This is a genomic window from Kitasatospora sp. NPDC092039 (assembly GCF_044756065.1).
Lineage (GTDB): Bacteria > Actinomycetota > Actinomycetes > Streptomycetales > Streptomycetaceae > Kitasatospora.
Window position 1 is genome coordinate 376,056 of sequence record NZ_JBIVSD010000004.1, and the last position, 26,932, is coordinate 402,987.

The following is a 26,932-nucleotide window of genomic DNA, read 5'->3' on the forward strand; positions in this document are numbered from 1 at the left end:
AACCGCCTCCCGGAACGTCTAACGTTCGAACATCGAACGCGAGAGACCTGAGGACGGGGGGCACGGAGGATGAGCAGCAGTACGCGCCGGCGCCGCTACCTGCGGACCGCCATCGGCCTGGCCGCCGTACTGGTGCTGTCGGTCGTGGGTGCCGGCGCGTGGTTCTACCACCGGCTGGACAACAACATCACCACCTTCGACCCGGGCGGCGTCGCCACCGAGCGCCCGCCGGCCCCCGTCCCGGCCACCCCGGGCGCCTCCGTCCCGGTCAACGTGCTGCTGCTCGGTTCGGACACCCGCGAGGCGGGCAACGACTCGCTGGGCGGCGGCGACGAGGGCGTGGGCCACTCGGACACCGCGATCCTGGTGCACGTCTACGCCGACCACAAGCACGCCGTCGGCGTCTCGATCCCCCGCGACACCCTGGTCACCATCCCGTCCTGCAAGCTGCCGAACGGCACCTGGACGACGCCGAAGACTGACCAGATGTTCAACTCCGCCTTCACCGTGGGCCTGGCCCCCAACGGCAACCCGGCCTGCACCCAGAACACCGTCGAGAAGCTCACCGGGCTGCGGATCGACCACACCGTCGTGGTCGACTTCAAGGGCGCGGCCGCGATGTCCGACGCGGTGGGCGGCGTGGAGGCCTGTGTGCCCAACGACGTCGACCAGTACGGCATACACCTCAAGAAGGGCCTCCAGAAGCTCTCCGGCCAGTCCGCGGTGGACTACCTGCGGATCCGCCACGGCCTCGGCGACAACTCCGACATAGGCCGGATGAAGCGCCAGCAGGCCTTCCTCTCCTCGATGATCAAGAAGGTGCAGGGCCAGGGCTTCTCGCTGCCCACCCTGCTGCCGCTGGCCGACGCCGCCACCAAGTCACTCACCGTGGACGAGGGGCTGGGCACCGCGATGAAGCTGGTGGACTTCGCCCGCTCGATCGAGGACATCAAGCTCTCCGACGTCACCTTCGTCACCGCCCCCTGGCGCTTCGCCGGCGACCGGGTGCGGCTCGTCCAGCCGGACGCCGACACCCTCTGGAAGCTGCTGCGCGAGGACCGCACCCTGGACGGGCAGAGCACCTCCGGGACGGGCCAGGTGACCTCCTCCCCCACCGCCGGCCCGGGTGCCGCTACCGCCCCGGGCACCCCGTCCGCCCCGCTCACCCCGGAGCAGGCCGCGGCGCCGGTCACCGTGGTGAACGGGGTCGGCACGCCCGGCCTGGCCGGCTCCGGCGCCGAGACGCTCAAGGTGCGCGGCTTCCGCAACGTCGTGCTCGGCCCCAACTCCCCCGGGCAGCAGGCCACCCGGGTCGCCTACGACCCCGCGCTGAAGGCCGCCGCCGACCAGGTCGCGGCGCTCTTCCCCGGCGCCAAGGCGGTCGAGGAGCCCGGCTCGGAGGCGATCACCGTGACCCTCGGCGCCGACTACCGCGCGGCGGGCACCCGGATCGACTCGGCGGCCGCCCCGAGCCCGGAGCCCGGAGCCCCGGCCGGTGCCGCGGCGGGCGCCTTCCCGGGTGCCACCCCGGGCAGCCCGCCCGGCACCCCCGGCGCCCTCCCGAGCGGCGTCCCCACCGGCATAGCGGAGAACACCCGCAACGCCGACACCGACCCGTGCGCCAACCTGACCTTCGGCTGATCCGGCCTCGGGCCGATCCGACCGTCGGCCGGTCGGCCCCGGGTCCGGCCGCTACTCGGGGTCCGGCAGACCGGTGACCACGGCGGTCAGCCGGGTGCCGCGCGGGAAGGCGCCCGCCGCCGCCAGGTCGGCCAGCGCGGCGAGCAGCTTGGCGACGTAGCGGCGCTCCAGCGGGACGCCGTGGCGGCGCTCGAACCGCTCGGCGAAGCCGGCCAGCCCGGCCGGGACCCTGCCGTAGCCGCCGCCGTGGTGCGCGTGGTCGATCCGCCAGTTGTCGAAGTCGCGTCCATAGGCGGCCCGGTGCAGCCGGGCGACCTCCGCCTCCAGGTAACCCTCGCCGCCGCGCAGCACGGCGACGCCGAGCGCCCGGGCACCCGCCGGCAGGCCGGCCGCGATGCCGGCCAGGGTGCCGCCGGTGCCGACCGGGCAGCAGACCACGTCCCGCTCGCCGAGACCTGGCAGTTCGGCCGGGATCGCGGCCGCGCCGACGGCGGCCAGGGCGTTGGAGCCGCCCTCCGGGAGCACCAGGCAGGGGCCCCAGCGGCGGAGCAGGGCGTCCGTGCCGTGCTCCCCGCCGGCCCGGCCGGTGGCCTCCCGGTACTCGGCCCGGGTCAGGAACGCCAGCCGCATCCCCGCCGCCTCGGCGGCCCGCAGCGACCAGTTGCGCGGCCGGTCGGCCAGCTCCTCGCCGCGGACCAGCCCGACGCTCTCCAGCCCGAGCGCCCCGGCGGCGGCCGCGACGGCCCGCAGGTGGGTCGAGTAGGCGCCGCCGAAGGTCAGCAGCCGGGTGTGGCCGCGCTCCACGGCGGCGGCCAGGTTGGGCGCCAGCTTGCGCCACTTGTTGCCGGGGACGGTCGGGTGCAGCAGGTCGTCCCGCTTCAGCCGCAGCTCCACCCCGGCGCGGGCGAAGGCCTCGTCGGCGCAGTCCACCAGCGGGGTCGGCAGCAGGGCGGGTTCGAGCATCCGGCCAGCTTACGCGGGCCGCGAACGGCGGGCCCGGCCGCCGGAAGCGGCGGCCGGGCAGATGGGACGGGCCGGTCGGCCGGGTGCCCGGGAGGGGGCGGTCAGCCCGCCCCTCCGTCCGCGCTCTGCGCATTGACGGCCCGGCGCAGGGCGCGCGGGACGGGGCCGGCGGCGGGTGCCAGCTTGTCGATCCGGCCGCGGAACTCCCGGCGCTGGCGCCATGTCAGGGCCGAGCCCAGCCGGGCGGCGTCGACCAGCGCGACCAGGGCCGCGTCCGCCGGGTCGACCCGGCTGAACGGGCCGGTCAGCGCCGCCGCGACACCCGCCGCCAGCGCCTTGCGCACCCGGGGCTCCCGCAAGGTGACCCGCACGACCGGGAAGAGCCCGAGCACCCGGTGCTGCTCGACCCGGATCCGGCCGGCGGCCTCGAGCCCGTCGCGGACCACCCGGGCCGAGGCCGCCCGGCGCCCGATCCAGGTCTTCCAACTGCGTCGCCTCTCCTGACGGATCTGCTCCAGCAGCGCGGCCGAGAGCGGGTCGAGGCCGTCCCCCGCGCCGTCCACGCCGACCGGGTGCCGGCCGTCGTCGCGGATCAGCCCGCGGCGGAGGAGTTCGGTGAGCGCCGCCGCCCGCACGGCCAGGTCGAGGTGGAGGGCGGCGGTGACGCGCCCGCGCTCGGGGTCGTAGGCCAGCAGGTACAGCTTCTCGGGGAGGGTGGCGGGCAGGTCCATGTCGGTCTCCGGAAGGTCTTCGTGGGCCCGGCCGCCGGTCAGCTCGGCTCGGAGCCGCCGGGTTCGGGGCCGTCCTCGGCCGGGTTCTCCCCGGCCGGGCCGTCCTCGGCCGGGCTCTGCTTGGGTGGGCGTCCGCGCCGGGGAAGCCGGGCCGCGCCACCGGGCATCCGGCCCGCGTCGGTGAGGGCCCGGCGGAGCAGGAACTCGATCTGCGCATTGGTGCTGCGCAGGTCGTCCGCGGCCCATCGGGCGAGCGCGTCGTGAACTGAAGGGTCCAGTCGCAGCAGGAGCTTCTTCCGTTCCGTCGCCAAGGCCTCGCCTTACTGGTAGAGGGAGCCCGTGTTCACGACGGGCTGGGTGCCGCGTTCGCCGCAGAGCACCACCAGGAGGTTGCTCACCATGGCGGCCTTGCGCTCCTCGTCCAGCTCCACGACATCGCGTTCGGCGAGCCGTTCCAGCGCCTCCTCGACCATGCCGACGGCGCCCTCGACGATCAGCCTGCGCGCCGCGACCACGGCCCCGGCCTGCTGGCGCTGGAGCATCACCTGGGCGACCTCCGGAGCGTACGCGAGCCTGGTGATCCGGGACTCGACGACCCGCACTCCGGCCGAGGCGACCCGGGCGGCGATCTCCGCGGAGAGCATGCGGGCGACCTCGTCCGCGCCGTCGCGCAGCGACAACTGGCCCTCGTGGTGGGCGTCGTACGGGTAGCTGGTGGCGATGTGCCGCACGGCCGTCTCGGTCTGGATGGCGACGAAGTCGGCGTAGTCGTCCACCTCGAACATCGCCATCGCGGTGTCCTCGACCTGCCAGACCACCACGGCGGCGATCTCGATCGGATTGCCGTCCGCGTCGTTGACCTTGGTGGTCTCGGTCTCGTGGTTGCGGATCCGCAGCGATATGTGCCGGCGGTTGGTGAACGGGTTCAGCCAGGTCAGGCCCTCGGAGCGGACGGTGCCCCGGTAGTTCCCGAGCAGCTGCACCACCCGGGCCTGGCCGGGCGAGACCACGGTCAGCCCGAACGTCAGCAGCAGCGAGCCGAGCACCAGCAGCGGCCCGACGACCACCAGGGCGATGCCCAAAGCGCTCGTCCGCCCGGCCAGTTGGGCCGCGCCGACGACGGTCGAGCCGATCCCGGCGAGCAGGCCGAGCAGCGAGCCGCCGAGCACCGGCAGACCGGCCGCCCCGGTGATGACCCGTTCGGTGATCTTGGGGACCGGGAGGTCCAGCACAGGGCCGTCCTCGACGGCGAAAGGCTGTGTGGTCATGGGAGCGACTCCTTCGACGAGCATCCGCATCCGATGGCAAAGTGATATCACTTTTTCGCCGCAGAACGCCAGGGACGGGCGCGGGGACGCGTGGACGGACGGCCGCCGAGGGGCGGTGGACGGCGGTCGGGAACCGCCGGGGCCGATGCCCACGGGCGGGTGAATTCCGGCGCGCCACCCGGGAAAGGAAGTGGCCGCGGCCTAGACTCTGCGACGTCGCAGGAGGTGGGAGAGGTGGCGGGGCTCCGGCCCGACGGCCCGCCCGCGAAAGGTCGTGCGACGCTCGTCGCACGTCGAGAAGGTGGGGCGGGTGGGACTCGAACCCACGACCAAGGGATTATGAGTCCCCTGCTCTAACCGGCTGAGCTACCGCCCCGGTTCGCCGCACGCGCCGGTCGTCGGCACGGCAGCAGCAGACGGCCCCAGCGAGGCCGTCCCGGGCAGCATAGCCGGTCGATCACCCGTGGTGCGCGCCGGGGGCGCACCTGGGTGCGCGACGGTGCGCACCCCCCGGCGGCGCAACCCGGGTGGCGGCGGGGCACCCGTTCGGGGCAGCCTGGGCGGATGACGACACGTGGGACGGGGGTGGCGGCCGTGGCGTTGGCGCTGGTGCTGGCCGCGGCGGGCTGCACCACCGCGGCGGGACCGGTCGGCGGCGCCCCGACCGTCACCTCGGCACCGCCCACGGCCGCCGCCCCGGTCGACGGCCACGGCTGGAACCGGCAGCGGCTCAAGGCCGCGGCCGGCCGGCACACCGGGGTCACCCGCACCGCCAGGCCCACCGTGCTCAACGGGCTGGTCGGCGCGGTGTTCACGCGCACCGCCGACGGCGACCACTTCTGCACCGCCAGCGTGGTCGACAGCGCCGGGCTCAACCTCGTCGTCACCGCCGCCCACTGCGTCTGGGACCCGGGGCTCGGCCGGCGCGCCGACCTGGTCTTCGTGCCCGGCTACCGGGACGGCGAGACCCCCAGCGGCGTCTGGCCGCTGCTGGCCGTCACCGTGGACGACGGCTGGAACGACCACGCCGACCCGGACATGGACGTCGCCTTCGCGGTCGTCCAGGCGCAGAACGGGCGACAGGTCCAGCAGGTGCTCGGCGCCAACCGGCTGGGCGTCAACCGGGGTTACCGGCTCCCGGTGAAGGTCACCGGCTACCCGAGCAGCAGCGGCGTCCCGATCACCTGCTCCAACACCACCGCCCGGCAGAGCCCCACCCAGCTGCGGATCGACTGCCCCGACTACACCGGCGGCACCAGCGGCAGCCCCTGGGTCACCGACTTCGACCCGGCCACCAGGACCGGCACCGTGGTCGGCGTGATCGGCGGCTACCAGGAGGGCGGCGAGAGCCCGGACACCTCGTACAGCAGCTACTTCGGCGACCGCGTCCAGGCGCTGTACGACCGCGCCACCGGCTGACCGGGCGGCGGGCGGGCACCCGGTGGTGGCGCCGCCGGGCACGGCCTGGTAGATCTTCCTCACGAACGGCGGAACGCACGGCCCCGGTGCCCGCCCCGAGGAACGAGACGGAGCCCCGATGGACTCCCGCCCGGCACGGCCCGCGCGCACGGCGCGGACGGTCGCGCTGGCCGCCCTGCTGCTGGCCGTCGGCACCGGGTGCGGCGGGCAGGACGGGGCGCCCACGGCCGAGGTCGCGCAGCGGAGCCCCGCCCGGGACCGGATCGGCACCCTCTCCGTCCACACCGCGCAGGGCCCGCGGGCCTGCACCGCGAGCGTGGTGCGCAGCCCCCGGCGCAACCTGCTGGTCACCGCGGCGCACTGCGTGCAGTCCCGGCGGACCGGCCTGCTGAACGGCCTGGTGTTCACCCCCGGCTACCGCAACGGGTCCGCCCCGTACGGGACTTGGCCGGTGCAGGCGATCACCGTCGACCCGCGCTGGGCGGCCGGCGACGACCCGGAGTACGACGTGGCGTTCGTCACCGTGGGCCCCGTCGACGGCCGGCAGGTCGAGGACGCGGTCGGCGGCAACCCGATCGGCACCGGCCAGGGCTTCGGGCTGTCCGTCTCGGTCACCGGCTACCCGAACGAGAGCGACGAGCCGATCACCTGCGCGGCCCGGACCCGCTCGCAGAGCGCCACCCAGGAGCGCTTCGACTGCGGCGGCTACACCGACGGCACCAGCGGCAGCCCGTGGGTCGCCGGGGACGGCGCGGTGGTCGGCGTGATCGGCGGCTTCCAGGAGGGCGGGAGCACCCCCGGCACCTCGTACAGCATCACCTTCGACCAGCGGGTCGCCGACCTCTACCGGAGGGCGACCGCCTGACCCGGCATCCTTCCGGCGCCGGGCGGGGCGGCGGGGCGGGCCGCCGGGCGGTGTCGCGTACGTCACGCCCCGGAGCCGGGCGGCGACAACACGAAGGCCCCCCGGTCGACCGAGGGGCCTTCGCTCTGAGCAGTCACCGGGCGGACCCGGTGCAGCTCCCGCAATTGGACTCGAACCAATAACCTGCCGGTTAACAGCCGGCTGCTCTGCCAATTGAGCTATGCGGGATCGCGGTACTGGACTTCCGCACCACGGACGGGAGTCGAGCCCCGAAGGGCCTTCTCCCGAGCTCCCCCAATTGGACTCGAACCAATAACCTGCCGATTAACAGTCGGCTGCTCTGCCAATTGAGCTATGGGGGATCGGCTTCCGCTCCGGCTCCCGGTTTCCCGGGCTCCTCGGCGCTCGCTGCGGGACATACATTAGCGCACTCGGGGGGGTGGTCCGCCAATCGCTTTCCCCGGTTGCCGCCGGGCCGCCGCCCGGCGTGCCCCGCGCGCGCCCGGCGGCGGGGCCGGGGATGCTGGGGCACGGACGGTTCGCCGTCCCGACGGACGGGTAGGGCAATGCGGCAGAAGCCGCCAGGAGAGGGTGGATCCGACCATGTGGAAGCTGTCGTTGGCCGCGGGTTTCGCGGCCGGCTACGTCCTGGGCTCGCGGGCCGGGCACCGGCGCTACGAACAGATCGCCAAGGTCACCCGGCAGATCGCCCGGAACCCCACGGTCCAGGGCGCGACCGACCGGGCCCGGCAGCAGGCCGGGGCGGTGGCCGGGAAGGCCGCCGGCGCGGTCGCCGACCGGGTCGGCGACCGGCTGCCGAGCGCCGTCACGGACCGGGTGCCGTACTTCAACCGCTCCCGGACGGAGGACGACGGCTGGGGCACCTTCCGTCCGTGACGGGAGGGTGACACCAGGGCCGGGCGAGGCCCGACCCGGTGTCGCGAACCGGCAACGGCTCACCCGGCCCGGACGCGTCCCGGGCCGGGCTGAGGCATGATCTCGGCATGGCCATCGTCGCGGGGATAGACAGCTCGACCAACCGCACGCGGATCGTCGCGTGCGACGCCGACACCGGCGCCGTCCTGCGCTCCGGCAAGGCTCCGCACCCCGTCCCCGAGGACCAGGACCTGCGCCCGGGCGAGGCCGATCCGCAGGTCTGGCTGCACTCGCTCGGCGACGCCGCGACCGGCGGCCTGCTGGAGGGCGTCCGGGCGATCGGGGTCAGCGCCCAGCAGCACGGGATGATCGGCCTGGACGCGGGCGGGGTGCAGGTCCGCCCGGCGATCCTGTGGAACGACCCGCGCTCCAGCGGCGCCGCCGCCAAGCTGCTGGACGCCCTCGGCGGCCGGGCCGCCTGGACCGCCGCGATCGGCGCCGTGCCCGCCCCCACGTACACCATCGCCAAGCTGCGCTGGCTGGCCGAGTTCGAGCCGGCCAACGCGCGTCGGGTCGCCGAGGTGCTGCTGCCGCACGACTGGCTGGTCTGGCAGCTGCTCGGCCACCCCAAGCGCCGCACCACCGACCGCGGCGACGCCTCCGGCACCGGCTACTGGTCGCCGATCACCGGCGAGTACCGGCAGGACCTGGTCGAGCTGGCGCTCGGCCACGAGCTCAGGCTGCCCGACGTCCTGCCCCCGGCCGAGCCCGCCGGGCACACCCCCGAGGGCCTGCTGATCTCGGCCGGCACCGGGGACAACATGGCCGCCGCGCTGGGCCTGGGCCTCGGCCCGGGCGACGCGGTGGTCTCCCTCGGCAGCGCCGGGACGATCTTCGCGGTGCACGAGGAGGCCGTGGTGGACGCCTCCGGCCTGGTCTCCTCCTTCGCCGACGCCAGCGGCCGGCACCTGCCGATGGTCGCCACCCTCAACGCCGCCCAGGTGCTGCGCTCCACCGCCGACCTGCTCGGCCGGGACCTGGACGGCCTGAGCGACCTCGCCCTGCACTCCTCCCCCGGCTCCTACGGCCTGGTGCTGCTGCCCTACCTGGACGGCGAGCGCACCCCCGCGCTGCCGCACGCGGCCGGCACCCTGACGGGCCTGCGGGCCGAGGCGATGACCCCTCAGCACCTGGCCCGGGCCGCCGTCGAGGGCATGCTGTGCAACATCGCCGACGCCCTCGACGTGCTGCGCGCCCAGGGCGTGCCGGTGAAACGGGTGTTCCTGCTCGGCACGGCCGGGCGGCTGCCCGCCGTCCGGCACATCGCCCCGATGCTGTTCGGCGTCCCGGTCGTGGTGCCGCCGCCGGGCGCGCACGCCGCCCGCGGGGCCGCCCGGCAGGCCGCCTGGGCGCTGGCGGGCACCCCGGAGCCCCCGGAGTGGGAGCTGCCGGACGCCGAGACCGTCGAGCCCGACGGGGAACAGGACCTGGCGATCGGCTCGGCGGTGCGTCAGCAGTACCGGGCCGCCCGCGACCAGATCCACCCGGAGGCGGCGGCCTGAGCCCCGGTCCGGGGCGACGGACGCCCCGTCGGGGGAGACGGACCGCGCGGATGCGTCGCCCGGCACCCGGTGGCAGCGTGGGTCGGGACACGGCCACCGACGCGAAGGGCGGCAGGACGCCATGGCGCTGCACAAGGGGGCCGGCGGCGACCGCCGGCTGAGCACCGGCCCGTACCCGACCGTCGCCGACCCGCTGGGCGCGATGGAGCTGGCCCCGCCGTTGCACCGGCTCGGCGACCGCCCGGTCGCGGCCGACACCGCGTACCAGCTGATCCACGACGAGCTGATGCTGGACGGCAACGCGAAGCTCAACCTGGCGACCTTCGTCACCACGTCGATGGAGGCCCAGGCCACCCGGCTGATGACCGAGTGCCTCGACAAGAACATGATCGACAAGGACGAGTACCCGCAGACCGCCGAACTGGAGCGGCGCTGCGTGGCGATCCTCGCCGACCTCTGGCACGCCCCCGACCCGGACCGCGCGGTCGGCTGCTCCACCACCGGCTCCAGCGAGGCCTGCATGCTGGCCGGCATGGCGCTCAAGCGCCGCTGGACGCGCCGCAACCCCGACCGCTACGCCGCCGGGGCCCGGCCCAACCTGGTGATGGGCGTCAACGTGCAGGTCTGCTGGGAGAAGTTCTGCAACTTCTGGGAGGTCGAGGCGCGCACCGCGCCGATGGAGGGCACCCGCTTCCACCTGGACGCCGAGCGGGCGGTCGCGCTGTGCGACGAGAACACCATCGGTGTGGTCGGCGTGCTCGGCTCCACCTTCGACGGCTCCTACGAGCCGGTCGCGGAGATCTGCGCGGCGCTGGACGCCTTCCAGGAGCGCACCGGCACCGACGTCCCGGTGCACGTGGACGGCGCCTCCGGCGGCATGGTGGCGCCCTTCCTCGACCCCGGACTGGTCTGGGACTTCCGGCTGCCCCGGGTGGCCTCGATCAACACCTCCGGCCACAAGTACGGCCTGGTGTACCCGGGCGTGGGCTGGGCGCTCTGGCGCGACCAGGAGGCGCTGCCGGAGGAGCTGGTCTTCCGGGTCGACTACCTGGGCGGCGAGATGCCGACCTTCGCGCTCAACTTCTCCCGGCCCGGCGCCGAGGTGGTGGCCCAGTACTTCGTCTTCCTGCGGCTCGGCCGGAAGGGCTTCCGGGCCGTCCAGGGTGCCTGCCGCGAGGTCGCCACCCACCTGGCCGAACGGATCGGGGCGCTGGACGGCTTCCGGCTGCTGACGAGGGGCGACCAGGTCCCGGTGTTCGCCTTCACCACCGAGGGGGACCTCCCGTTCGACGTGTTCGACGTGTCCCGGCGGCTGCGCGAGCGCGGCTGGCAGGTGCCCGCGTACACCTTCCCGGCGAACCGGGAGGACCTGTCGGTGCTCCGGGTGGTCTGCCGCAACGGCTTCTCCCGGGACCTCGCCGACCTGCTGCTGGGCGACCTCGAGCGGCTGCTGCCGGAGCTGCGGCGCCAGCCCGTCCCGCTCAGGCGGCTCGGGGTGCCGGCCCGGTCGGGCTTCCACCACTGACCGCCCTCCCGGGAAACCTCACGGCGGGGAGGACGCAGTGAAGCGCCCTCCCCGCCGGAGCGTCCCGGGCGGTCCGGGGCAGCCTCCCCCCGCGAGGCTGCCCCGGACCGGTGGGGGGCCGGGAGCGGGTGCGGTCCGACGACGGGTGATCGATCGGCGTCCGAACGGTTCCACCGACGGGTGGACCGCACCGGCCAGAGAACTCTGCACGATGACCACGGGATTGTTCGAGCGCCTCCGGGGGTTGTGAGACACTTCCGTCCGTCTCAGCGCCATGACCTGGGGTTTGGGACGCCAGGCCGATCGGGTTGGAGACGCCGAACGGCCCGGGCCGGGGCCCTGCCGCTCATCCGTCCCCCTCCCGTTTCCCTCAATTGGAGCGCCCCATTGGGTTCCGCCTGGAAGCAGCTGTCCGAACCCGCCAGACGCCTGGCGGAGGAGCTCCGGGCCGTCAAGGACACCGCCGGGCTCTCGCTGTCCGAGCTGGCCGCCCGGACGCACTACAGCCGGGCCTCCTGGGAGCGCTGGCTGAACGGCAAACGGATCGTCACCGAGCAGGCGCTGGAGGCGCTGGTCGGGGCGGTCGAGTGCGACGGGGCCGCGCTGCGGGCGCTGTGGCGGCAGGCGACGGCCGCCGCCCCCGGTGAGGCGGTGAAGCGGCCGACCGCCGCCGGGGAGCCTGCGGGCCCGGCAGAGTCCGCAGCCGGGGAGCCCGCGGGCCCGGCGGAGCCCGTTGCCGGGGAGTTCGCGGGCCCGGCGGAGCCCGCCGCCGGGGAGGAGAGCGCCTCCGGCGAGGAGCCGCCCGTTGCGGAGCCCGCCGTCGCCGACGCGCCGGTGACCGGGCAGGAGCCCGGGCCCGCCGCCGTGCGCTGGTCGCGGCGCGCGGTGGCGCTGGTCTCCGGGGCGGCCGTGCTGGCACTGCTGCTGGTGCTGGTGGGCCTGCGGATCAGCCGGCACGACGGGCAGGCCGCGGCGGCCGACCAGGCCGCCGCCACGGCCGGCGTCTCCCCCGGCGCCAAACCCGGCCCGACCTCCCCGGCCTGCCGGGCCGTCGGCTGCGCCCACAAGGACCCGAAGACCACCGGCTGCGGCAAGGACGCCCGGACCCTGCAGACCCAGGTGATCGGCAAGGTGGTCGTCTACCTCCGGTACAGCCGGACCTGCCAGGCCGCCTGGGCGGCCATCACCGAGGGCGAGCCCAAGGACTACGCGACGATCAGCGACAACACCGGCGACAGCGAGACGGCGCTCATCCACTGGGGCTACGACAACTACTCGCCGATGCTGAACGCGGCGGACCCGGCCGTCGCCTTCCAGGTCTGCGGCTACCAGCCGGCCGGCCACGACTGCACCGCGGTGGTCTCCGACCTGGCCATGGTGGTGGCCTCCACCCCGATCCCGATCGGGCCCGCCTCGCCCCCGCCGGGCACCGGCGCGGGGGCGCCCACCACCCCGGCCCCGGCCACTCCGGCCCCGGCCACTCCGGCCGAACCGCCGGCTCCGGCCGATCCCGCTCCGGCCGACCCGGCGGCTCCGACGGCTCCGGTCGGCCCCGTGGCTCCGACGGGCTCCGCGGGTCCGTCCCCGTCGCCGTCGCCGTCCGCGTCCGTGTCCTAGCGCGCCGGTTCCCGGTCACCGGTCAGTCGAGGTAGCCGCGCAGCTGCTCGGCGTAGGCGTGGTCGCGGAGCTTGACCAGGGTCTTCGACTCGATCTGGCGGATCCGCTCCCGCGTCACGCCGAACACCGCGCCGATCTCCTCCAGGGTGCGCGGACGGCCGTCGTCCAGCCCGTAGCGGAGCTGGACCACCTGGCGCTCGCGCTCCCCCAGGGTGGCCAGGACGGCCTCCAGGTGCTGGCGCAGCAGCAGGAAGGTCGCGGACTCGGCGGGCGAGGCGGCGTCGGCGTCCTCGATCAGGTCCCCCAGCGCGACGTCCTCCTCCTCGCCGACCGGGGTGTGCAGCGAGATCGGCTCCTGGGCCAGCCGGAGCAGCTCGCGCACCCGCTCCTCGGTCAGCTCCAGGGCGACGGCGATCTCGGCCGCCGTCGGCTCCTGGCCGCGTTCCTGGAGCAGGGAGCGCTTCGCCCGGACCACCCGGTTGATCAGCTCGACCACGTGCACCGGCACCCGGATCGTCCGGGCCTGGTCGGCCAGCGCCCGGCTCATCGCCTGCCGGATCCACCAGGTCGCGTACGTGGAGAACTTGAAGCCGCGGGTGTAGTCGAACTTCTCCACCGCCCGGATCAGGCCCAGGTTGCCCTCCTGGACCAGGTCCAGCAGGGTCAGCCCGCGGCCGACGTAGCGCTTGGCCACCGAGACCACCAGCCGCAGGTTCGCCTCGATCAGCCGGCGCTTGGCGATCCGGCCCCGCACCACCAGGGCGTCCAGCTCGCCGGCCAGCGGGTCGGGCGGCGGCGGGTCGCCGTTCAGCCGCTCCTCGGCGAAGACGCCCGCCTCCACCCGCCGGGCCAGCTCGACCTCCTCCTCGGCGGTGAGCAGCCGGATCCGGCCGATCTCCCGCAGGTACTGGCGCAGCAGGTCGGCGGCCGGCCCGGTGTCGTCCACGGGGCCGCGGCGCTCCTCCGGGTCCTCGGCCCCGGGCTGGACGTCGGGGTCCGGGTCCGGGTCCAGGCTGTCCGGGTGGCCCTCCGGCAGGCCCTGGGCGGGGACCCTGGCACCGTCCGGGAGCACCGCCCCGGCCCGGCTGTGGTGGGTCTCCTGCTCCCCGGGGCCGTGCTGCCGGCCGTCGGCCGGTTCGGCGGGGCTCGCTCCCGCGCTGGTGGTGGTCGCTGAGACGAGGCCTTGGTCCACGGGCATCCCCTCGGGGCGGGCGCGACTCTGGCGGACCCGCGCTGTACGGAGGTGGGCGGCCTCCAGTGTGCGGTACGCCACACTCCGTGGCCGAGACTCGTGCGCCGATTTTCTGTGTGCAGGTCCTGCGACGGTGCCGAGGCGGAGGTTACAGCGCCGCCGCGCCCCGGCTGCGCAGCTGCTGCCCGTACTGCTGGAGCTGCCACAGCTCGGTCTGCACCGCGTGCAGCTGCTCGGCCTCGGCCCGGGGGCCGAGCCGCTGGAGGTAGCCGCGGACCTCGGTGATCCGCCGGTCCACCGCCAGCAGGCGCAGCTTGACCAGGAACTCCCCCGCGTAGACCGCGTCCGCCTTGCGGCGCGAGCGCACCGGCTCGACGGTCAGCTCGGTGACCAGCGAGCGCACCTGGTCGTCCGGGGCCGCCTCGCGCACCGCGCTGGTGAAGTCGGGCAGGGTCGCCCCGTACGCGGCGCCGCCGGCCTTGGCGACGGCCTGCCGCACGGCGGTGTACGGCGGGGTCGGGAACTCGTCGTCGCCGTAGTGGTCGAAGGCCGGGCTGACCAGGTCCGGGTGCTGGAGCGCCAGCTTGAGCAGTTCCCGCTCGACGAACTGGGCCGGGTCGCGCGGGTTGAGCCGGAAGGCGGGCCGCGCGGGGCGCTGCGGCTGGGCCGGCTCGGGGCGGCGCTGGGCGGCCGCGCCGCGCGGGTTCTGCTGGCGCTCGCGGTCCCAGCGGGCCAGCTGGGAGATCCGGCGGACGACGAACTGCTCGTCCAGGATGCCGAGCATGCCGGCTAGGCGGACGGCGTACTCGTGCTGGATCGAGCGGTCCTTGATCTTGGCGACGATCGGGGCCGCCTCCTCCAGGGCCGCCGAACGCCCCTCCGGGGTGTCCACCCGGTGCCGGGCCACCACCGAGGTCAGTGCGAACTCGAACAGCGGGACGGGGTTGTCGATCAGGTGCTTGACCGCCTCGTCGCCCTGGGCCAGGCGCAGCTCGCACGGGTCCATGCCGCCCGGGCTGACCGCGATGGAGGTCTTGGCGGCGAACTTCTGGTCGTCCTCGAAGGCGCGCAGGGCGGCCTTCTGGCCGGCCGCGTCGCCGTCGAAGGTGAAGACGGTCTCGCCCCGGTACTGCGAGGTGTCCATCAGCAGCCGGCGGATGATCTTGATGTGGTCCTCGGCGAAGGCGGTTCCGCAGGTGGCCACCGCCGAGGTGACCCCGGCCAGGTGGCAGGCCATCACGTCGGTGTAACCCTCGACCACCACCGCCCGGCCCGACTTGGCGATCTCCTTCTTCGCCAGGTCGATGCCGTACAGCACGTGGGACTTCTTGTAGATCGGCGTCTCGGGGGTGTTGAGGTACTTCGGACCGTTGTCGTCCTCGCGCAGCCGACGGGCGCCGAAGCCGACCACCTCGCCGGCGATGTCCCGGATCGGCCAGACCAGCCGGCCCCGGAAGCGGTCGATCAGGCCGCCGCGCTGGCCCTGCGAGGCGAGGCCGCCCAGCAGGATCTCCTTGTCGGTGAAGCCCTTGCCGCGCAGGTAGCGGACCAGGTGCTCCCACCCCGCGGGGGCGTAGCCGACGCCGAAGGTCCTGGCGGCCTCCTCGTCGAAGCCGCGCTCGGCCAGGAAGCGGCGGCCGATCTCCGCCTCCGGCGAGGCCAGCTGCTCCTGGTACCAGGCGGCGGCCACCTTGTGCGCCTCGACCAGCCGGGTGCGCTCGCCCTGCTGGTGGCGGGGGCTGTAGCCGCCCTCCTCGTAGCGCAGGGTGATGCCGGCCTGCGCGGCCATCCGCTCGACGGCCTCGGCGAAGGTGAAGTGCTCGATCTTCATCAGGAAGGCGATGGTGTCGCCGTTCTCCTGGCAGCCGAAGCAGTGGAAGACGCCCTTGGCGGGGTTCACGTAGAAGGAGGCGGACTTCTCGTCGTGGAAGGGGCAGACGCCCTTGTACTCGCCGCCGCCACCGTTGGTCAGCTGTACGTAGTCGCCGACCACCGCGTCGATCGGCAGTGCGCTGCGCACCGCCTGCACGTCTTCGTCCCTGATCCGCCCGGCCACCCCGGAAGTCTACTGGGGCGGCCGGGCTTCCCCACTGCGCCGGGCACGGCCCGGCGGGACCGACGCACGCCCCCGGCGGGGGGCGGGGCGGTCACGCCCAGGCGGCGCCGACGAGTCGGGCGTGCAGGGCGAGGGCCGAGGCGTCCGTGAGGGTGGCGATCTGGTCGACGACCGTGCGGAGCGCGGCGCGGTCGTCCTCGGCCTCGCGGTACATGGCGGCGAACACCGGGTCCAGCCCCTCGGGGGCGCGCTGGGTGAGGACGTACGCCAGCTCGGCGATCACGATCCGCTGGCGGGCCCGCAGCTGGGCCTGCTCGTCGCGCTGCATCACGTAGCGGACGGCGACCGCCTTGAGCACCGTGCACTCCAGCCGGACGTGCCTCGGCACCACCAGCTCGGCGGCGTAGCGGGTGAGCCGGCCGGGGCCGTACCGGGCGCGGGTGGCCTGCTCGGCGGCCAGGCAGAAGCGGCCGATCAGCTGGCTGGTGAGGTCCTTGAGCCCGGCCCGGGCGCGGGCGGTGCCGTCGTAGGAGCGGGGCCACCACTCCTGGGCGAGCAGCCGGTCCAGGGCGGCGGCGAGCTCCTCCGGCCCGGCGTCCGGGGCGTAGCGCTCGGCAACCTCGAAGAGCTCGGCGCGCTCGCCGGGGGCGCGCAGGGCGGCCGGGTCGATGTGGCCGGCCTGGAGGCCGTCCTCGACGTCGTGGGTGGAGTAGGCCACGTCGTCGGACCAGTCCATCACGGTGGCCTCGAAGCACTTGCGCCCGGCCGGGGAGCCGGCCCGCAGCCAGCGGAAGACCGAGAGGTCGTCGGCGTAGACGCCGTACTTGGGCGAGGCCGGGTCGGTGGGGTGGGCGCCCTTGCTCCACGGGTACTTGGTGGCGGCGTCCAGGGCGGCCCGGCTCAGGTTGAGGCCGACGCTGCGGCCCGGCCAGGGGGCGAGCCGGGCGGCGGGCTGCTCTCCCTGGGGCGCGAAGCGCTTGGGTTCGAGCCGGGTGAGGATGCGCAGCGACTGGGCGTTGCCCTCGAAGCCGCCGCAGGCCTCGGCGGCCTGGTCGAGCGCCTCCTCGCCGGTGTGGCCGAACGGCGGGTGGCCGATGTCGTGGGCCAGGCAGGCGGTCTCCACGAGGTCCGGGTCGCAGCCCAGGGCCGCGCCCAACTCCCGCCCCACCTGGGCGCATTCGAGGGAGTGGGTGAGCCGGGTGCGGGGGAAGTCACTGCGCATCGGGGCGACCACCTGGGTGGTGCCCGCCAGCCGGCGCAGCGCGGCCGAGTGGAGCACCCGGGCGCGGTCGCGCTGGAAGGCCGTGCGGCCCGGACGTTTGTCCGGTTCGGGGACCCAGCGGGCCTCGGCTGCGTGGTCGTACGGGAGCGGGGCGGCGAGGCGGTGCGTGGTGTCGTCCATATGCCCCTCACGGTACGCCGCGCCCCCGACACGCGGGGGGTGCCGCGCGCGAAGGAGCGCGGGCCGGGGCGTGAACGGTGCGCGGCGCGCGGGTGCCCGCCCCGGCGAGTCGGCCCCACCCGGACGGCGCAGCCCCGCGCGCCCCGTCGCCCCCCGGCCGGGAGTCCTCAGCCCTTGATCGCCTTCAGGACCACGCCGGACACCGCCTCCTGGCCCTTGGCGTTGGGGTGGATCGGCGCCAGCCCTTGGGCCGGGAACGGCGGCTCCACCCAGCGCTTGTCCTCCCCCGCGCACATGTCGTGCCCGGCCGAGGGCCCGGAGAGGTCCACGAACACCGCTCCGGCGGCCTCCGCCCGCTTCCTGAGCATGCCGTTGAGCTGCTGCTCCTTCTCCACCAGGAAGCCCAGGTCGGCGGCGGCCACGGCGTTGCCGAGCACCGGCAGGCAGCTCGCCGGGTCGGCCGGGAGCAGCCCGGGGTACCCGATCACGTACACCTTGGCCTTCGGGGAGCGCTTCCTGACGTCCTGGAGCACCTGGCCGAGCCGGTCGCCGGCCGTGTCCACCTTGCGCTGGACCTCGTCGGTGCCGTTGCCGACGGCGTAGCGGTCACGGCAGGGCGAGTCGCTGATCCGGTGGTCGCTGTCGGTGATCACGCCCTTGACGATGTCCACCAGGTTCTCCTTGGCGCACTCCGTCACGACCTCCATGAAGCCCGCGTCGTTGCCGCCGATCCCCAGCGTGACCAGCCGGGTGTCCGCGGTCAGCGCGTCCAGCTGGGCCGGGTTGGTGCCGTCGGCGACCTTCTGCGGGCTGCTCAGGTCCCCGGTGCGGGCGCCGCTGCAGCTGACGTCCTTGAACTGCCCGGCGGCGAGCGAGAGCCCCTTCGCCACCAGGGACGGGTAGTTGGCCCCGGAGCGGTGGCAGCCGCCCGGCTCGCCGAGCTGCGGCGGGATCCTCATCCCGGCGGTGTACGAGTCGCCGAGCGCGACGTACGGGCCGGTGGGGGCCGGGGCGGCGGCCGGCGACGCGGCCGCTCCGGCCTGGACGCGGGCGGGCGTCACGCCCGCGGCGGCGCTCCCCCCGCTGTCCGGACCGGCGTTGTCGGTGCAGCCGGCCAGCAGCACAGCGGCCAGTCCGACGGTCAGGGCGATGGTCGGGCGTGCGGTCCTCGGCATGGTCTCCCCCCGGGGATACGGGTCACGGTCGGCTCCTCACGGCGGCCCGTCCCCCGGGCGCACCAGGGGGCCAACGAACGGCCGTGACCGATGACTCCCACCCCGGCGAAATGGCCGTCCGGCGTACCCGAACCGGCCGGATTCCGACCCCGGCCCCGACCGGCCCCGACCGGCCCCGGCCGACCGCGGCCTCCGCCGCCCGCTCCGACCGCCCCGCGCCGACCGCCCCGCTTCCGGCCCCTCCGCGCCGGCTACTCCGCGCCGCGCTCGTGCTCGGCCAGGAACTGCTCGAAGCGCCGCCCGAGTTCGTCCGCCGAGGGCAGGTCGACCGGCTCGGCCAGCAGGCTCTCCCGGCCCTCCGCTCCCGCCACGGCGTCGTACTGGCCCTCCATGCCGCGGATCGCCGAGCGCAACTCGCCGTCCCCCTGGGCCAGCTGCTCCTCGATGTCGGCGTAGACCTCGGAGACCTGTTCGCGCAGCCGGGTGCCGGGCAGCACCAGCCCGGTGGCGGACTGCGCCGCCTCCAGGATCTGCACGGCCGCCGCCGGGTAGGCGGAGCGGGCCACGTAGTGCGGGACGTGCACGGCGAAGCCCAGGACGTCGTGCCCGGCCTCGGCCAGGCGGTACTCCACCAGCGCCTGGGCGCTGCCCGGGACCTGCGCCTGCTCGAACCACTGCGGGTAGCCCGGGGCGAGGTCCAGCCGGTTGCCGTGCGGCGTCAGGCCGACCGGGCGGGTGTGCGGCACGCCCATCGGGATGCCGTGGAAGTCGATCGAGAGCCGGACCTCGAAGCGCTCCACCAGCTCGCGGACGGCGCGCGCGAAGCGCTCCCACTCGACGTCCGGCTCGGGGCCGGTGAGCAGCAGGAACGGCGCGCCCGCGGCGTCGTGGAGGAGCTGGAGCAGGATCTCCGGCGGGTCGTAGGACGTCCAGCGGTCGTGGTCGAAGACCATCGCCGGGCGGCGGGCCCGGTAGTCCACCAGGCGGTCGTGGTCGAAGCGGGCCACCACCTGCGGCGAGCCCGTCTCCAGCAGGTGGGCCACCACTTGGCCGCCGGCCTCCCCGGCGTCCATGAAGCCCTCGAAGTGCTGGAGCAGCACGAGGCCGGCACCGGTGTCGCGCAACTGCTCGTTGGCCGCGGCGACGGCGGCCACGCCCCGCTGATCCAGCTCGTACAACGCCTGGAAGTCACGCACCGCGCACCCAACCCCGTTCCCTGCTCGTTCCGGTCGACCGGCTTCTCGTCCTCTCCAGCGTGCCGGGCGCCGCCGGAATTCCCGCCCCGGTGCCCGTTCTGCGGAGACCCCGTCCGAGGGCCGCCGCACCGGCCGCTCCGCGAGCGGCTCCCGGCCCGTCCGGCGGCTCCCCGCGGGACGCGCCCGACGGCCTCGGCCGACCGCCCCGGACCATGATCGCACCCGAAGGAAGAGCCCCTGGTCACAGCCCTGGAAGGGGGCCGTCCGCAGGACCCGGGAGCGGCCCGCGCGCCCATTCGCGCGCCGCGAAGTGACGCACCGCCTTCTGGCGGGTATCGTCCTCTCGCTGCCTCGCATCGTCGCGTCGTCGTCACGTCGTCCGTAACGCCGTCGACCACGTCCCGGTCCGGTGCTCGGCCAGCCACCCACGACGCATCTTGCCTTCACCTGGCCGCCTGCTCCCCTTCGCGCTCTCGTTCCCTCTTCGGCCATTTCGCGGACGCACACTGTCCCCTCGCACGTCCCGCCGGACCGGTCCGAGGATCCGTGTCCGTTCCGGCACCCCGCGCCGCCCGTTCCGGGCCGCCGCCCCCGCCCCGTCCGACCGGCTCTCCGGCGTGCGCGGGTACCCGGCGGACGGACCCGGGCCCAGGCGTACCCAGACCAGCGCACCCCGTGCCGTACCCCGGCGTGGGAGGCTCCCTCCGACCGATGAAGGACCGAAGGTTCCGTGCCCGTACCTGTCATCCTCACCGGCCGCACCGTGCGGCTGGAGCCCCTCGCCGCGCACCATGCCGAGGCCATCGCCGAGGCCGGCGCCGAGGACCGTACGACCTACGCCTTCACCCCCGTCCCGCACGGCCTGGAGGCCGCCCGCGACTACGTCGCCCGGGCGCTCGCCGACCAGGCCGCGGGCCGTTCGCTGCCGTTCGCGACGGTGAACGTCGCCGACGGCCGGGTGGTCGGCTCCACCCGGTTCCTGGAACTCGACTACTGGCAGGGCCCGCTGGTGTGGCCGCCCGCGCCCGGGGTCCCGTTCGGCGATCCGGCCACGGCCGTCCCGGACGCGGCCGAGATCGGCAACACCTGGCTCTCGCCGCGTGCCCAGGGCACCGGCATCAACACCGAGGCCAAGCTGCTGATGCTCCGCCACGCCTTCGAGACCTGGGGCGTGCAGCGGATCTCGCTGCGCGCGGACGCCCGCAACCTGCGCTCGCGCGCCGCCATCGAGCGGCTCGGCGCGACCTCCGAGGGCGTCCGCCGGGCGCACTCGCGCGGGCTGGACGGGGTGGTGCGCTCCACCGCCTTCTACTCGATCCTCGACGACGAGTGGCCGGCCGTCCGGGACATCATCGAGCTGCGGATCGCCGCCGCGACCTCGCCGAGCGCCCCGGATCCGGCGATCAACCAGGAGTGCCTTAGACCGGGCGGCGGCGCCGGGCAGCTGATGATCACGGTCTGAAGCCGGTCCCCGGCGGGTCGTAGCCGACGACCGCCAGCGACAGGGCGAGCGGCAGGGCGTCGGGGTCGTCCCACGCCCGATGGTACGCCGGGTCCGCCTCGACCAGCGCCGACACCGGCCGCCAGCCGCCGCCCCGCACCGGGGCGACCCGGACCCGGTAGACCTCCCGGCCGCCCACGCCGCGGTACAGGTGCAGCGTGCCCTCGGAGGTGACGGAGACCCAGCGCTCCTCCACCGCCCGGGGCCGCAGGCCGCGCCTGATCCGCTCCCAGTCGTGGTCGGACCAGATCCGGTCCGGCACCGGGCACGGGCGGGGCAGGCTCATCGGCAGCAGGTGCGGTTCGCCGGCCGCGCGGACGCCGCCCGGCTCCGGGAACGCCCAGGCGGGCAGCGGCTCACAGGCGGCCAGCCAGGCCCGCGGGATGCCGCCGGTGCCGGTGTGCGCGGCGACCACCCCGCCGGTGATCGCGGCGACGGTGTCCACGTCGCCGCCGGCCGCGATCGCGTCCCACACGGCGGCGCGGTAGTCGGCCAGGTTCCGGGCGGCGCACCACAGCGCGTACGGGACGGTGTCGGCCGCGGACGTCCGGCTGCCGTTGCCGAGCACCCCCGCGACGAACCGGACGTCCGACCGGCCGAGCAGCGCCCGGGCCTCCTTGAGGCCGTCCTTGACCGGCCCGTTCGGGGTGAGGTCGGCCACCGACTCCAGGAAGCGCTCCGGCGTCGGCGGCCGGGTGCGGGTCCGCGCGGCGTACGCGGCCGCCACCGCGACCGCGATCGCGCCGTCCACGGCCTGCGGGTGGGTGTGGGTGATCAGGGCGGTGTCGGCGGCGGGGCGCACCACCGCCTTCGGGTCCTCGGCGTACGCGGCGCCGAGCGGGGCGACCCGCATCGCCGCGCCGTTGCCGTACGAGCCCTGGCCGTCGAAGAGTTCGGCGGCCAGCCGCCTCGCGTCGCCGCCCTCCCGGACCAGCCGCAGCAGCCGGTTGGCGGCCGGTCCGTAGCCGCGGTCGAAGTCGTGGCGGCGGGCGAAGGCGTGGGTGAGGTCGAAGGTGTCGATCGCGCCGCGCTCGGTGTGGGCGGCGTACACCGAGCAGGCCATCTCGGTGTCGTCGGTCCAGGGCCAGGGGCGGGGCGGTTCGGTACGGGCGGCGAGGTGGGCCCGGGCGGTCTCCGGGACGAAGAACTGGGCCCCGAGGGCGTCGCCGACGGAGAGGCCGAGGAGCGCGTCCAGCGCGGGACCGGCGTGGGTGAATGGAATGGTCATATGGCCCCCAGCTCAACGGCTCCGCCGCCGATCCGTCAACACCCGCGACCGCCACCCCCACCGGCGGGGGACGTTTCGCATACCTCCGATCCCGGCGGGCAGGCCCCGGGGCATGACCCGCGCGAATCCCCTCGACCCGGTCGCCCTGCTCGGCGCCGACCAGCAGCACATCGCCACCCGGGCGCAGCTGCGCCGGCTCGGGGTGCCTTCCGGCACCATCGCCCACCGGCTGCGCCCGGGCGGGCCCTGGCAGCAGGTGCTGCCCCGGGTGATCTGCCTCCAGAGCGGGCGGCTGACGATCCATCAGAAGATGCGGGCCGCCCTGGCGTACGCGACGCCGAAGGGCCGCGACGCGCGGGCCGGGGAGGTGCTGCTGACCGGCTTCGCGGTGTTGGCCGAGGCCGGGCTGCCGAGCGCCGGGCACCCGTCCGACCTGAGCTCGGTCGACGTCCTGATCCCCGCTCAACGGCGGGTCGGCGACAGGGAGTTCGTCCGGATCCACCGCGCCTCGGGGGCGATGCCGGGCGGCTTCGAGCGGGACGACGGGCTGTGGAGCACCACCGTCGCCCGGGCGCTGGCGGACCTCGCACCGAAGGAGACGGGGCAGCGCCGGTTCCGGGCGCTGTGCGCGGAGGCCGTGCAGCGGCGGCACTGCGAACTCGGCGAACTGCTCGACCAGTTGCTGTCCCGCCCGGGGGCGCTCGGACTGCCCCAGGTGGCCGGGGTGGTGGAGGACCTGACGGTCGGGGTGCGGTCGGTGGTGGAGGGCGAGGCCCGTGAGCTGCTGGCGCACGCGGGGCTGCCGGAGCCGCTGTGGAACCCGGTGCTCTTCCTGGACGGCCGCTTCCTCGCCGTCCCGGACGCCTACTGGCCGCACGCCTGCGTCGCCCTGGAGATCGACTCCCGCGCCTGGCACCTGCGCCCGGCCGAGTACGAACGGGGCCTGGCCCGCGCCAACCGCCTGACCGCCACCGGCCTGCCGGTGGTCCGCACCACCCCGGCCCAGCTGCGCCGGGACCCGGCCCCGGTGCTCCACGAGCTGACCGCCCTGGTCACCACCGGCCCGCACGAGCCGCACCCACGGATCACCTGGCGGCGGGCGCGGTGAGGGGCCGTCGCGCGCCCGGGCCGGGGCGGCCTGCCGCGGCCCCGCTCAGCAGCGGGAGTCGATCTCCTGGAAGGTGGCGTAGTGGTCGGCGGACCAGTACTGCTCGCCGGAGCCGCCGGTCACCACCCGGCGGGTGCCGCGGTCGTTGGAGCCCGGGGTGACCACGGTGTACTCGTGGTAGTAGCCGCCGGCCTTCCTGGGGAGGCGGTTCTCCCGGTTCTCGAAGACGACGCCGTCGCGGCTGTACGGGTAGGGCCCGCCCTTGGCGATCAGCGTGAGGGTGTCCACGGCCTGGCTGGGCAGCTTGGTGCGGCAGACGTCGGCCATGGCCGGGTCGGTCGGGACCCAGCCGGCGGCCGGGGCGGAGGTGGCGGCGCCCCCGGCGGGCGGGCTCGGCTTGGGGGCCGAGGGCTTGGCCGCCGTGGACCCGGCCGTCGACGGTCCGGCGGTGGCGGCCGCGGTGGGGCTCGCACCTGCCCCGGGGTGGCCGCTCCCCTGGTCCGTGAGGAGGTACCCGATCCCGGCCAGGACCGCCAGGAGCAGCACGGCCACGACGACGAGCGGGTTCTTGCGGTTGGTCATGCGGTCCAGCTTGGCAGGCGGCCGGTCCGCGCCGGGGGAGCCACCCGCGTGGCCGCCGCCACACCGGGGCCGGACGCGCGCCGCGTCCCGTCCACGGGCAGACGTACGGCCGGGCGGGAACGGACGCCGTTGTCCGTTCCCGCCCGGCCGTGTCACGTACGCCGGTTCTCCTGCGCCGAGCTCCGGTGTACGCCCTCCCGACGGGAGGGGGAGCGGTCAGTCGTACCCGCGCGTGCGGAGGGGATGCCTACCCTCCTCAGCGCGAGTCGCTGCCCGCCGACTCGATGGCGGCGCGGCCGGCCTCCAGGCGCGCCACCGGGATCCGGAAGGGGGAGCAGGAGACGTAGTCCAGCCCCACCTCGTGGAAGAAGTGGACCGAGTCCGGGTCGCCGCCGTGCTCGCCGCAGACGCCGAGCTTGAGGTCGGGGCGGGTGGCCCGGCCGGCCTCGACGGCGTGCCTGACCAGCGAGCCGACGCCGTCGCGGTCGATGGTCTCGAACGGGGAGACCCCGAAGATGCCCTTCTCCAGGTAGGCGGTGAAGAACGAGGCCTCCACGTCGTCCCGGGAGAAGCCCCAGACCGTCTGGGTCAGGTCGTTGGTGCCGAAGGAGAAGAACTCGGCGGCCTCGGCGATCTGCCCGGCGGTCACCGCGGCGCGCGGCAGCTCGATCATGGTGCCGAGCTTGATGTCCAGCGTCACGCCGGTGGACTTGGCGACCTCGGCGAGCACCCGCTCGCACTCGTCGCGGACCAGCTCCAGCTCCTGGACGGTGCCGACCAGCGGGATCATCACCTCGGGGCGCGGGTCCCCGCCGGCCAGCTTGCGCTCGGCGGCGGCCTCGGCGATGGCCCGGACCTGCATGCCGAACAGGCCGGGGATGACCAGGCCGAGGCGGACGCCGCGCAGGCCGAGCATCGGGTTCTGCTCGTGCAGCTTGTGCACCGCCTGGAGCAGCCGCAGGTCGTTCTCGTTCGGGTCCTTGCGGGCCTCGGCGAGGGCGACTCGCACCGACAGCTCGGTGATGTCCGGCAGGAACTCGTGCAGCGGCGGGTCGAGCAGGCGGACGGTGACCGGCAGGCCGTCCATCGCCTGGAACAGCTCCAGGAAGTCGCCCTTCTGCATCGGCAGCAGGGTGGAGAGGGCGAGCTCGCGGTCCTTGTCGTTGTCCGCCAGGATCAGGTGCTCGACCTCCTTGCGGCGCTCCTCGCCGAGGAACATGTGCTCGGTGCGGCACAGGCCGATGCCCTGGGCGCCGTAGCGGCGGGCGCGCGAGCCGTCCTCGGAGTTGTCGGCGTTGGCCCGCACGGCCAGCCGGCGGCGGCCGTCGGCGTGCGACATCAGCCGGTGCACGGCCTGGACCAGCCCGCCCTGGACGTCGGCGCCGGCGTGCAGGGTGCCCTCGAAGTACTCGACCACGGGGGACGGCAGGACGGGCACCTCGCCGAGGTAGACCTTGCCGGTGGCACCGTCGATCGAGACGACGTCGCCCTCGTGGATCACCTGGCCGTCGGCGGTGGTGAACTTGCGGGCCTTGGTGTCGACCTCCAGCTCCTCGGCGCCGCAGACACAGGTCTTGCCCATGCCGCGGGCGACCACGGCCGCGTGCGAGGTCTTGCCGCCGCGCGAGGTCAGGATGCCCTCGGCGGCGATCATGCCGTCCAGGTCGTCCGGGTTGGTCTCGCGGCGGACCAGGATGACCTTCTCGCCGGAGCGGGACCACTTGACGGCGGTGTACGAGTCGAAGACGACCTTGCCGATCGCGGCGCCCGGCGAGGCGGCCAGGCCCCAGGCGATCTGCTGCGACTCGGCGTTCGGGGCGAAGCGGGGGAACATCAGCTGCGAGAGCTGGCCGCCGGTGACCCGCATCAGGGCCTCGTCCAGGTCGATCAGGCCCTGGTCGACCAGCTGGACGGCGATCCGGAAGGCGGCCGCGGCGGTGCGCTTGCCGACGCGGGTCTGCAGCATCCAGAGCTTGCCGCGCTCGATGGTGAACTCGATGTCGCAGAGGTCGCGGTAGTGGTTCTCGAGCGTCTGCATGATCGCCATCAGCTCGTCGTACGACTTCTTGTCGAGCTTCTCCAGCTCGGACAGCTGCAGCGTGTTGCGGATGCCGGCGACGACGTCCTCGCCCTGGGCGTTGGACAGGTAGTCGCCGTAGACGCCCTGGGCGCCGGTGGAGGGGTCGCGGGTGAAGGCGACACCGGTGCCGGAGTCCTCGCCGAGGTTGCCGAAGACCATCGTGCAGACGTTGACCGCGGTGCCCAGGTCGTTCGGGATGCGCTCCTGGCGGCGGTACAGCCGGGCGCGGTCGCCGTTCCAGGAGTGGAAGACGGCGTGGATCGCCAGGTCCATCTGCTCGCGCGGGTCCTGCGGGAAGGCCCGGCCGGTCTCGCGCTCGACGATGCCCTTGAAGACCTCGACCAGGTCCCGGAGGTCGGAGGCGTCCAGGTCCAGGTCGTTGACGGTGCCCTTGGCGTGCTTGGCCTCATCCAGGGCCTCCTCGAACAGTTCGCCGTCGACGCCCAGCACGGTCTTGCCGAACATCTGGACCAGGCGGCGGTAGGAGTCCCAGGCGAAGCGCTCGTTGCCGGACTGGGCGACCAGGCCGGTCACCGAGGCGTCGGAGAGGCCGATGTTGAGGACGGTGTCCATCATGCCGGGCATGGAGAACTTCGCACCGGAGCGCACCGAGACCAGGAGCGGGTTGTCGGCCTGCCCGAGCTTCTTGCCCATCTCCCGCTCGAGGGCGTCCAGGTGGGCGCTGATCTCCTCGTGGAGGGAGGTGGGCTCGCTACCGGTCTCCAGGAAGACCTTGCAGGCCTCGGTGGTGATGGTGAACCCCGGAGGGACGGGGAGGCCCAGGTTGGTCATCTCGGCCAGGTTCGCGCCCTTGCCGCCGAGAAGATCCTTGAGGTCCTTGTTTCCTTCGGTGAAGGAGTAAACAAACTTCTGCTGGGACGGCACGGGTCGGTCTCCTCGTACGCGGTTGCCCTGACGCCGGAGAACATACCCATTTCGAAGGCG

The 26,932-nt window shown here is 74.7% G+C and carries 21 protein-coding genes and 3 tRNA genes; 9 read left to right on the forward strand and 15 right to left on the reverse strand.

What is annotated here, in order from left to right:
• The first annotated feature begins 69 nt into the window (after positions 1–69).
• The gene (locus ACIQI7_RS11285; protein WP_401107616.1) at positions 70–1,641 is read left to right on the forward strand and encodes an LCP family protein; all 1,572 of its coding nucleotides are present in this window, start codon (positions 70–72) and stop codon (positions 1,639–1,641) included.
• 51 nt (positions 1,642–1,692) lie between these two features.
• Here the strand turns inward: ACIQI7_RS11285 and ACIQI7_RS11290 are convergent, their stop codons facing one another.
• The 5 genes from ACIQI7_RS11290 to ACIQI7_RS11310 all read right to left on the reverse strand — a co-directional run bounded on the left by ACIQI7_RS11290 (position 1,693) and on the right by ACIQI7_RS11310 (position 4,979).
• A complete protein-coding gene (locus ACIQI7_RS11290) occupies positions 1,693–2,604 on the reverse strand; it encodes a 1-aminocyclopropane-1-carboxylate deaminase/D-cysteine desulfhydrase (RefSeq protein WP_401107618.1) in 912 nt (303 codons plus the stop codon).
• A 101-nt stretch (positions 2,605–2,705) separates the two neighbouring features.
• Positions 2,706–3,335: a GPP34 family phosphoprotein gene (locus ACIQI7_RS11295; protein ID WP_401107620.1), complete on the reverse strand. Its 630-nt coding sequence runs from the start codon at positions 3,333–3,335 to the stop codon at positions 2,706–2,708.
• Between the two features lie 38 nt (positions 3,336–3,373).
• Complete coding sequence (locus tag ACIQI7_RS11300; protein WP_387748415.1) at positions 3,374–3,646, reverse strand: hypothetical protein; 273 nt, start codon at positions 3,644–3,646, stop codon at positions 3,374–3,376.
• 9 nt (positions 3,647–3,655) lie between these two features.
• Positions 3,656–4,603, reverse strand: coding sequence for an SPFH domain-containing protein (locus ACIQI7_RS11305; protein ID WP_401107623.1), 948 nt, complete (start codon positions 4,601–4,603; stop codon positions 3,656–3,658).
• 302 nt (positions 4,604–4,905) lie between these two features.
• Positions 4,906–4,979 (reverse strand) — tRNA-Ile (locus ACIQI7_RS11310).
• Between the two features lie 188 nt (positions 4,980–5,167).
• Here ACIQI7_RS11310 and ACIQI7_RS11315 point away from each other — a divergent pair.
• Both ACIQI7_RS11315 and ACIQI7_RS11320 read left to right on the forward strand, forming a co-directional pair.
• Positions 5,168–6,022, forward strand: a complete 855-nt coding sequence (locus ACIQI7_RS11315) for a trypsin-like serine peptidase (protein WP_401107625.1) — start codon at positions 5,168–5,170, stop codon at positions 6,020–6,022.
• A gap of 118 nt (positions 6,023–6,140) precedes the next feature.
• Complete coding sequence (locus ACIQI7_RS11320) at positions 6,141–6,887, forward strand: trypsin-like serine peptidase (RefSeq protein WP_401107628.1); 747 nt, start codon at positions 6,141–6,143, stop codon at positions 6,885–6,887.
• Positions 6,888–7,042: 155 nt separating this feature from the next.
• Here the strand turns inward: ACIQI7_RS11320 and ACIQI7_RS11325 are convergent.
• A tRNA-Asn gene (locus ACIQI7_RS11325) sits at positions 7,043–7,115 on the reverse strand.
• Positions 7,116–7,176: 61 nt separating this feature from the next.
• Positions 7,177–7,249: transfer RNA gene (locus ACIQI7_RS11330), tRNA-Asn, on the reverse strand.
• Positions 7,250–7,478: 229 nt separating this feature from the next.
• Between ACIQI7_RS11330 and ACIQI7_RS11335 the strand changes: the two genes are divergently transcribed.
• From ACIQI7_RS11335 to ACIQI7_RS11350, 4 genes are all read left to right on the forward strand, one after another.
• Positions 7,479–7,784 (forward strand): hypothetical protein, encoded by a 306-nt coding sequence (locus tag ACIQI7_RS11335; protein WP_401107631.1) that lies wholly within the window; start codon positions 7,479–7,481, stop codon positions 7,782–7,784.
• Positions 7,785–7,891: 107 nt separating this feature from the next.
• Positions 7,892–9,325 carry an FGGY family carbohydrate kinase gene (locus tag ACIQI7_RS11340; RefSeq protein ID WP_401107633.1) on the forward strand — a complete coding sequence of 478 codons (1,434 nt, stop codon included), beginning with the start codon at positions 7,892–7,894 and terminating at the stop codon, positions 9,323–9,325.
• Positions 9,326–9,446: 121 nt separating this feature from the next.
• Complete coding sequence (locus ACIQI7_RS11345) at positions 9,447–10,850, forward strand: glutamate decarboxylase (RefSeq protein WP_401107636.1); 1,404 nt, start codon at positions 9,447–9,449, stop codon at positions 10,848–10,850.
• 387 nt (positions 10,851–11,237) lie between these two features.
• On the forward strand, positions 11,238–12,467 hold the full coding sequence (locus tag ACIQI7_RS11350; RefSeq protein WP_401107639.1) for a DUF2690 domain-containing protein: 1,230 nt from the start codon (positions 11,238–11,240) through the stop codon (positions 12,465–12,467).
• Positions 12,468–12,489: 22 nt separating this feature from the next.
• On the opposite strand, the gene ACIQI7_RS11355 is transcribed toward ACIQI7_RS11350, so the two are convergent.
• The 5 genes from ACIQI7_RS11355 to ACIQI7_RS11375 all read right to left on the reverse strand — a co-directional run bounded on the left by ACIQI7_RS11355 (position 12,490) and on the right by ACIQI7_RS11375 (position 19,488).
• Positions 12,490–13,665: an RNA polymerase sigma factor gene (locus tag ACIQI7_RS11355; protein ID WP_401107642.1), complete on the reverse strand. Its 1,176-nt coding sequence runs from the start codon at positions 13,663–13,665 to the stop codon at positions 12,490–12,492.
• A 142-nt stretch (positions 13,666–13,807) separates the two neighbouring features.
• A complete protein-coding gene (gene dnaG, locus ACIQI7_RS11360) occupies positions 13,808–15,715 on the reverse strand; it encodes a DNA primase (RefSeq protein ID WP_401107645.1) in 1,908 nt (635 codons plus the stop codon).
• A gap of 91 nt (positions 15,716–15,806) precedes the next feature.
• The gene (locus ACIQI7_RS11365; protein WP_401107648.1) at positions 15,807–17,117 is read right to left on the reverse strand and encodes a deoxyguanosinetriphosphate triphosphohydrolase; all 1,311 of its coding nucleotides are present in this window, start codon (positions 17,115–17,117) and stop codon (positions 15,807–15,809) included.
• Between the two features lie 167 nt (positions 17,118–17,284).
• Entirely contained in the window at positions 17,285–18,292 is a 1,008-nt protein-coding gene (locus tag ACIQI7_RS11370; protein WP_401107650.1) for an SGNH/GDSL hydrolase family protein, read from the reverse strand.
• A 251-nt stretch (positions 18,293–18,543) separates the two neighbouring features.
• The gene (locus tag ACIQI7_RS11375; RefSeq protein ID WP_401107653.1) at positions 18,544–19,488 is read right to left on the reverse strand and encodes a PAC2 family protein; all 945 of its coding nucleotides are present in this window, start codon (positions 19,486–19,488) and stop codon (positions 18,544–18,546) included.
• A gap of 730 nt (positions 19,489–20,218) precedes the next feature.
• On the opposite strand from ACIQI7_RS11375, the gene ACIQI7_RS11380 reads away from it, so the two are divergent.
• Positions 20,219–20,950 carry a GNAT family N-acetyltransferase gene (locus ACIQI7_RS11380; RefSeq protein ID WP_401107656.1) on the forward strand — a complete coding sequence of 244 codons (732 nt, stop codon included), beginning with the start codon at positions 20,219–20,221 and terminating at the stop codon, positions 20,948–20,950.
• Here ACIQI7_RS11380 and ACIQI7_RS11385 read toward each other — a convergent pair.
• A complete protein-coding gene (locus ACIQI7_RS11385; protein WP_401107659.1) occupies positions 20,940–22,217 on the reverse strand; it encodes an ADP-ribosylglycohydrolase family protein in 1,278 nt (425 codons plus the stop codon). The two genes, ACIQI7_RS11380 and ACIQI7_RS11385, sit on opposite strands and share 11 nt — an antisense overlap.
• Before the next feature lie 112 nt (positions 22,218–22,329).
• Here ACIQI7_RS11385 and ACIQI7_RS11390 point away from each other — a divergent pair, with 112 nt between their 5' ends.
• A complete protein-coding gene (locus ACIQI7_RS11390; RefSeq protein WP_401107661.1) occupies positions 22,330–23,325 on the forward strand; it encodes a hypothetical protein in 996 nt (331 codons plus the stop codon).
• Positions 23,326–23,370: 45 nt separating this feature from the next.
• On the opposite strand, the gene ACIQI7_RS11395 is transcribed toward ACIQI7_RS11390, so the two are convergent.
• Together ACIQI7_RS11395 and ppdK are read right to left on the reverse strand one after the other, a co-directional pair.
• Positions 23,371–23,907 carry a ribonuclease gene (locus ACIQI7_RS11395; RefSeq protein ID WP_401107664.1) on the reverse strand — a complete coding sequence of 179 codons (537 nt, stop codon included), beginning with the start codon at positions 23,905–23,907 and terminating at the stop codon, positions 23,371–23,373.
• Between the two features lie 256 nt (positions 23,908–24,163).
• Entirely contained in the window at positions 24,164–26,872 is a 2,709-nt protein-coding gene (gene ppdK, locus ACIQI7_RS11400) for a pyruvate, phosphate dikinase (RefSeq protein WP_401107667.1), read from the reverse strand.
• Positions 26,873–26,932 lie beyond the last annotated feature (60 nt).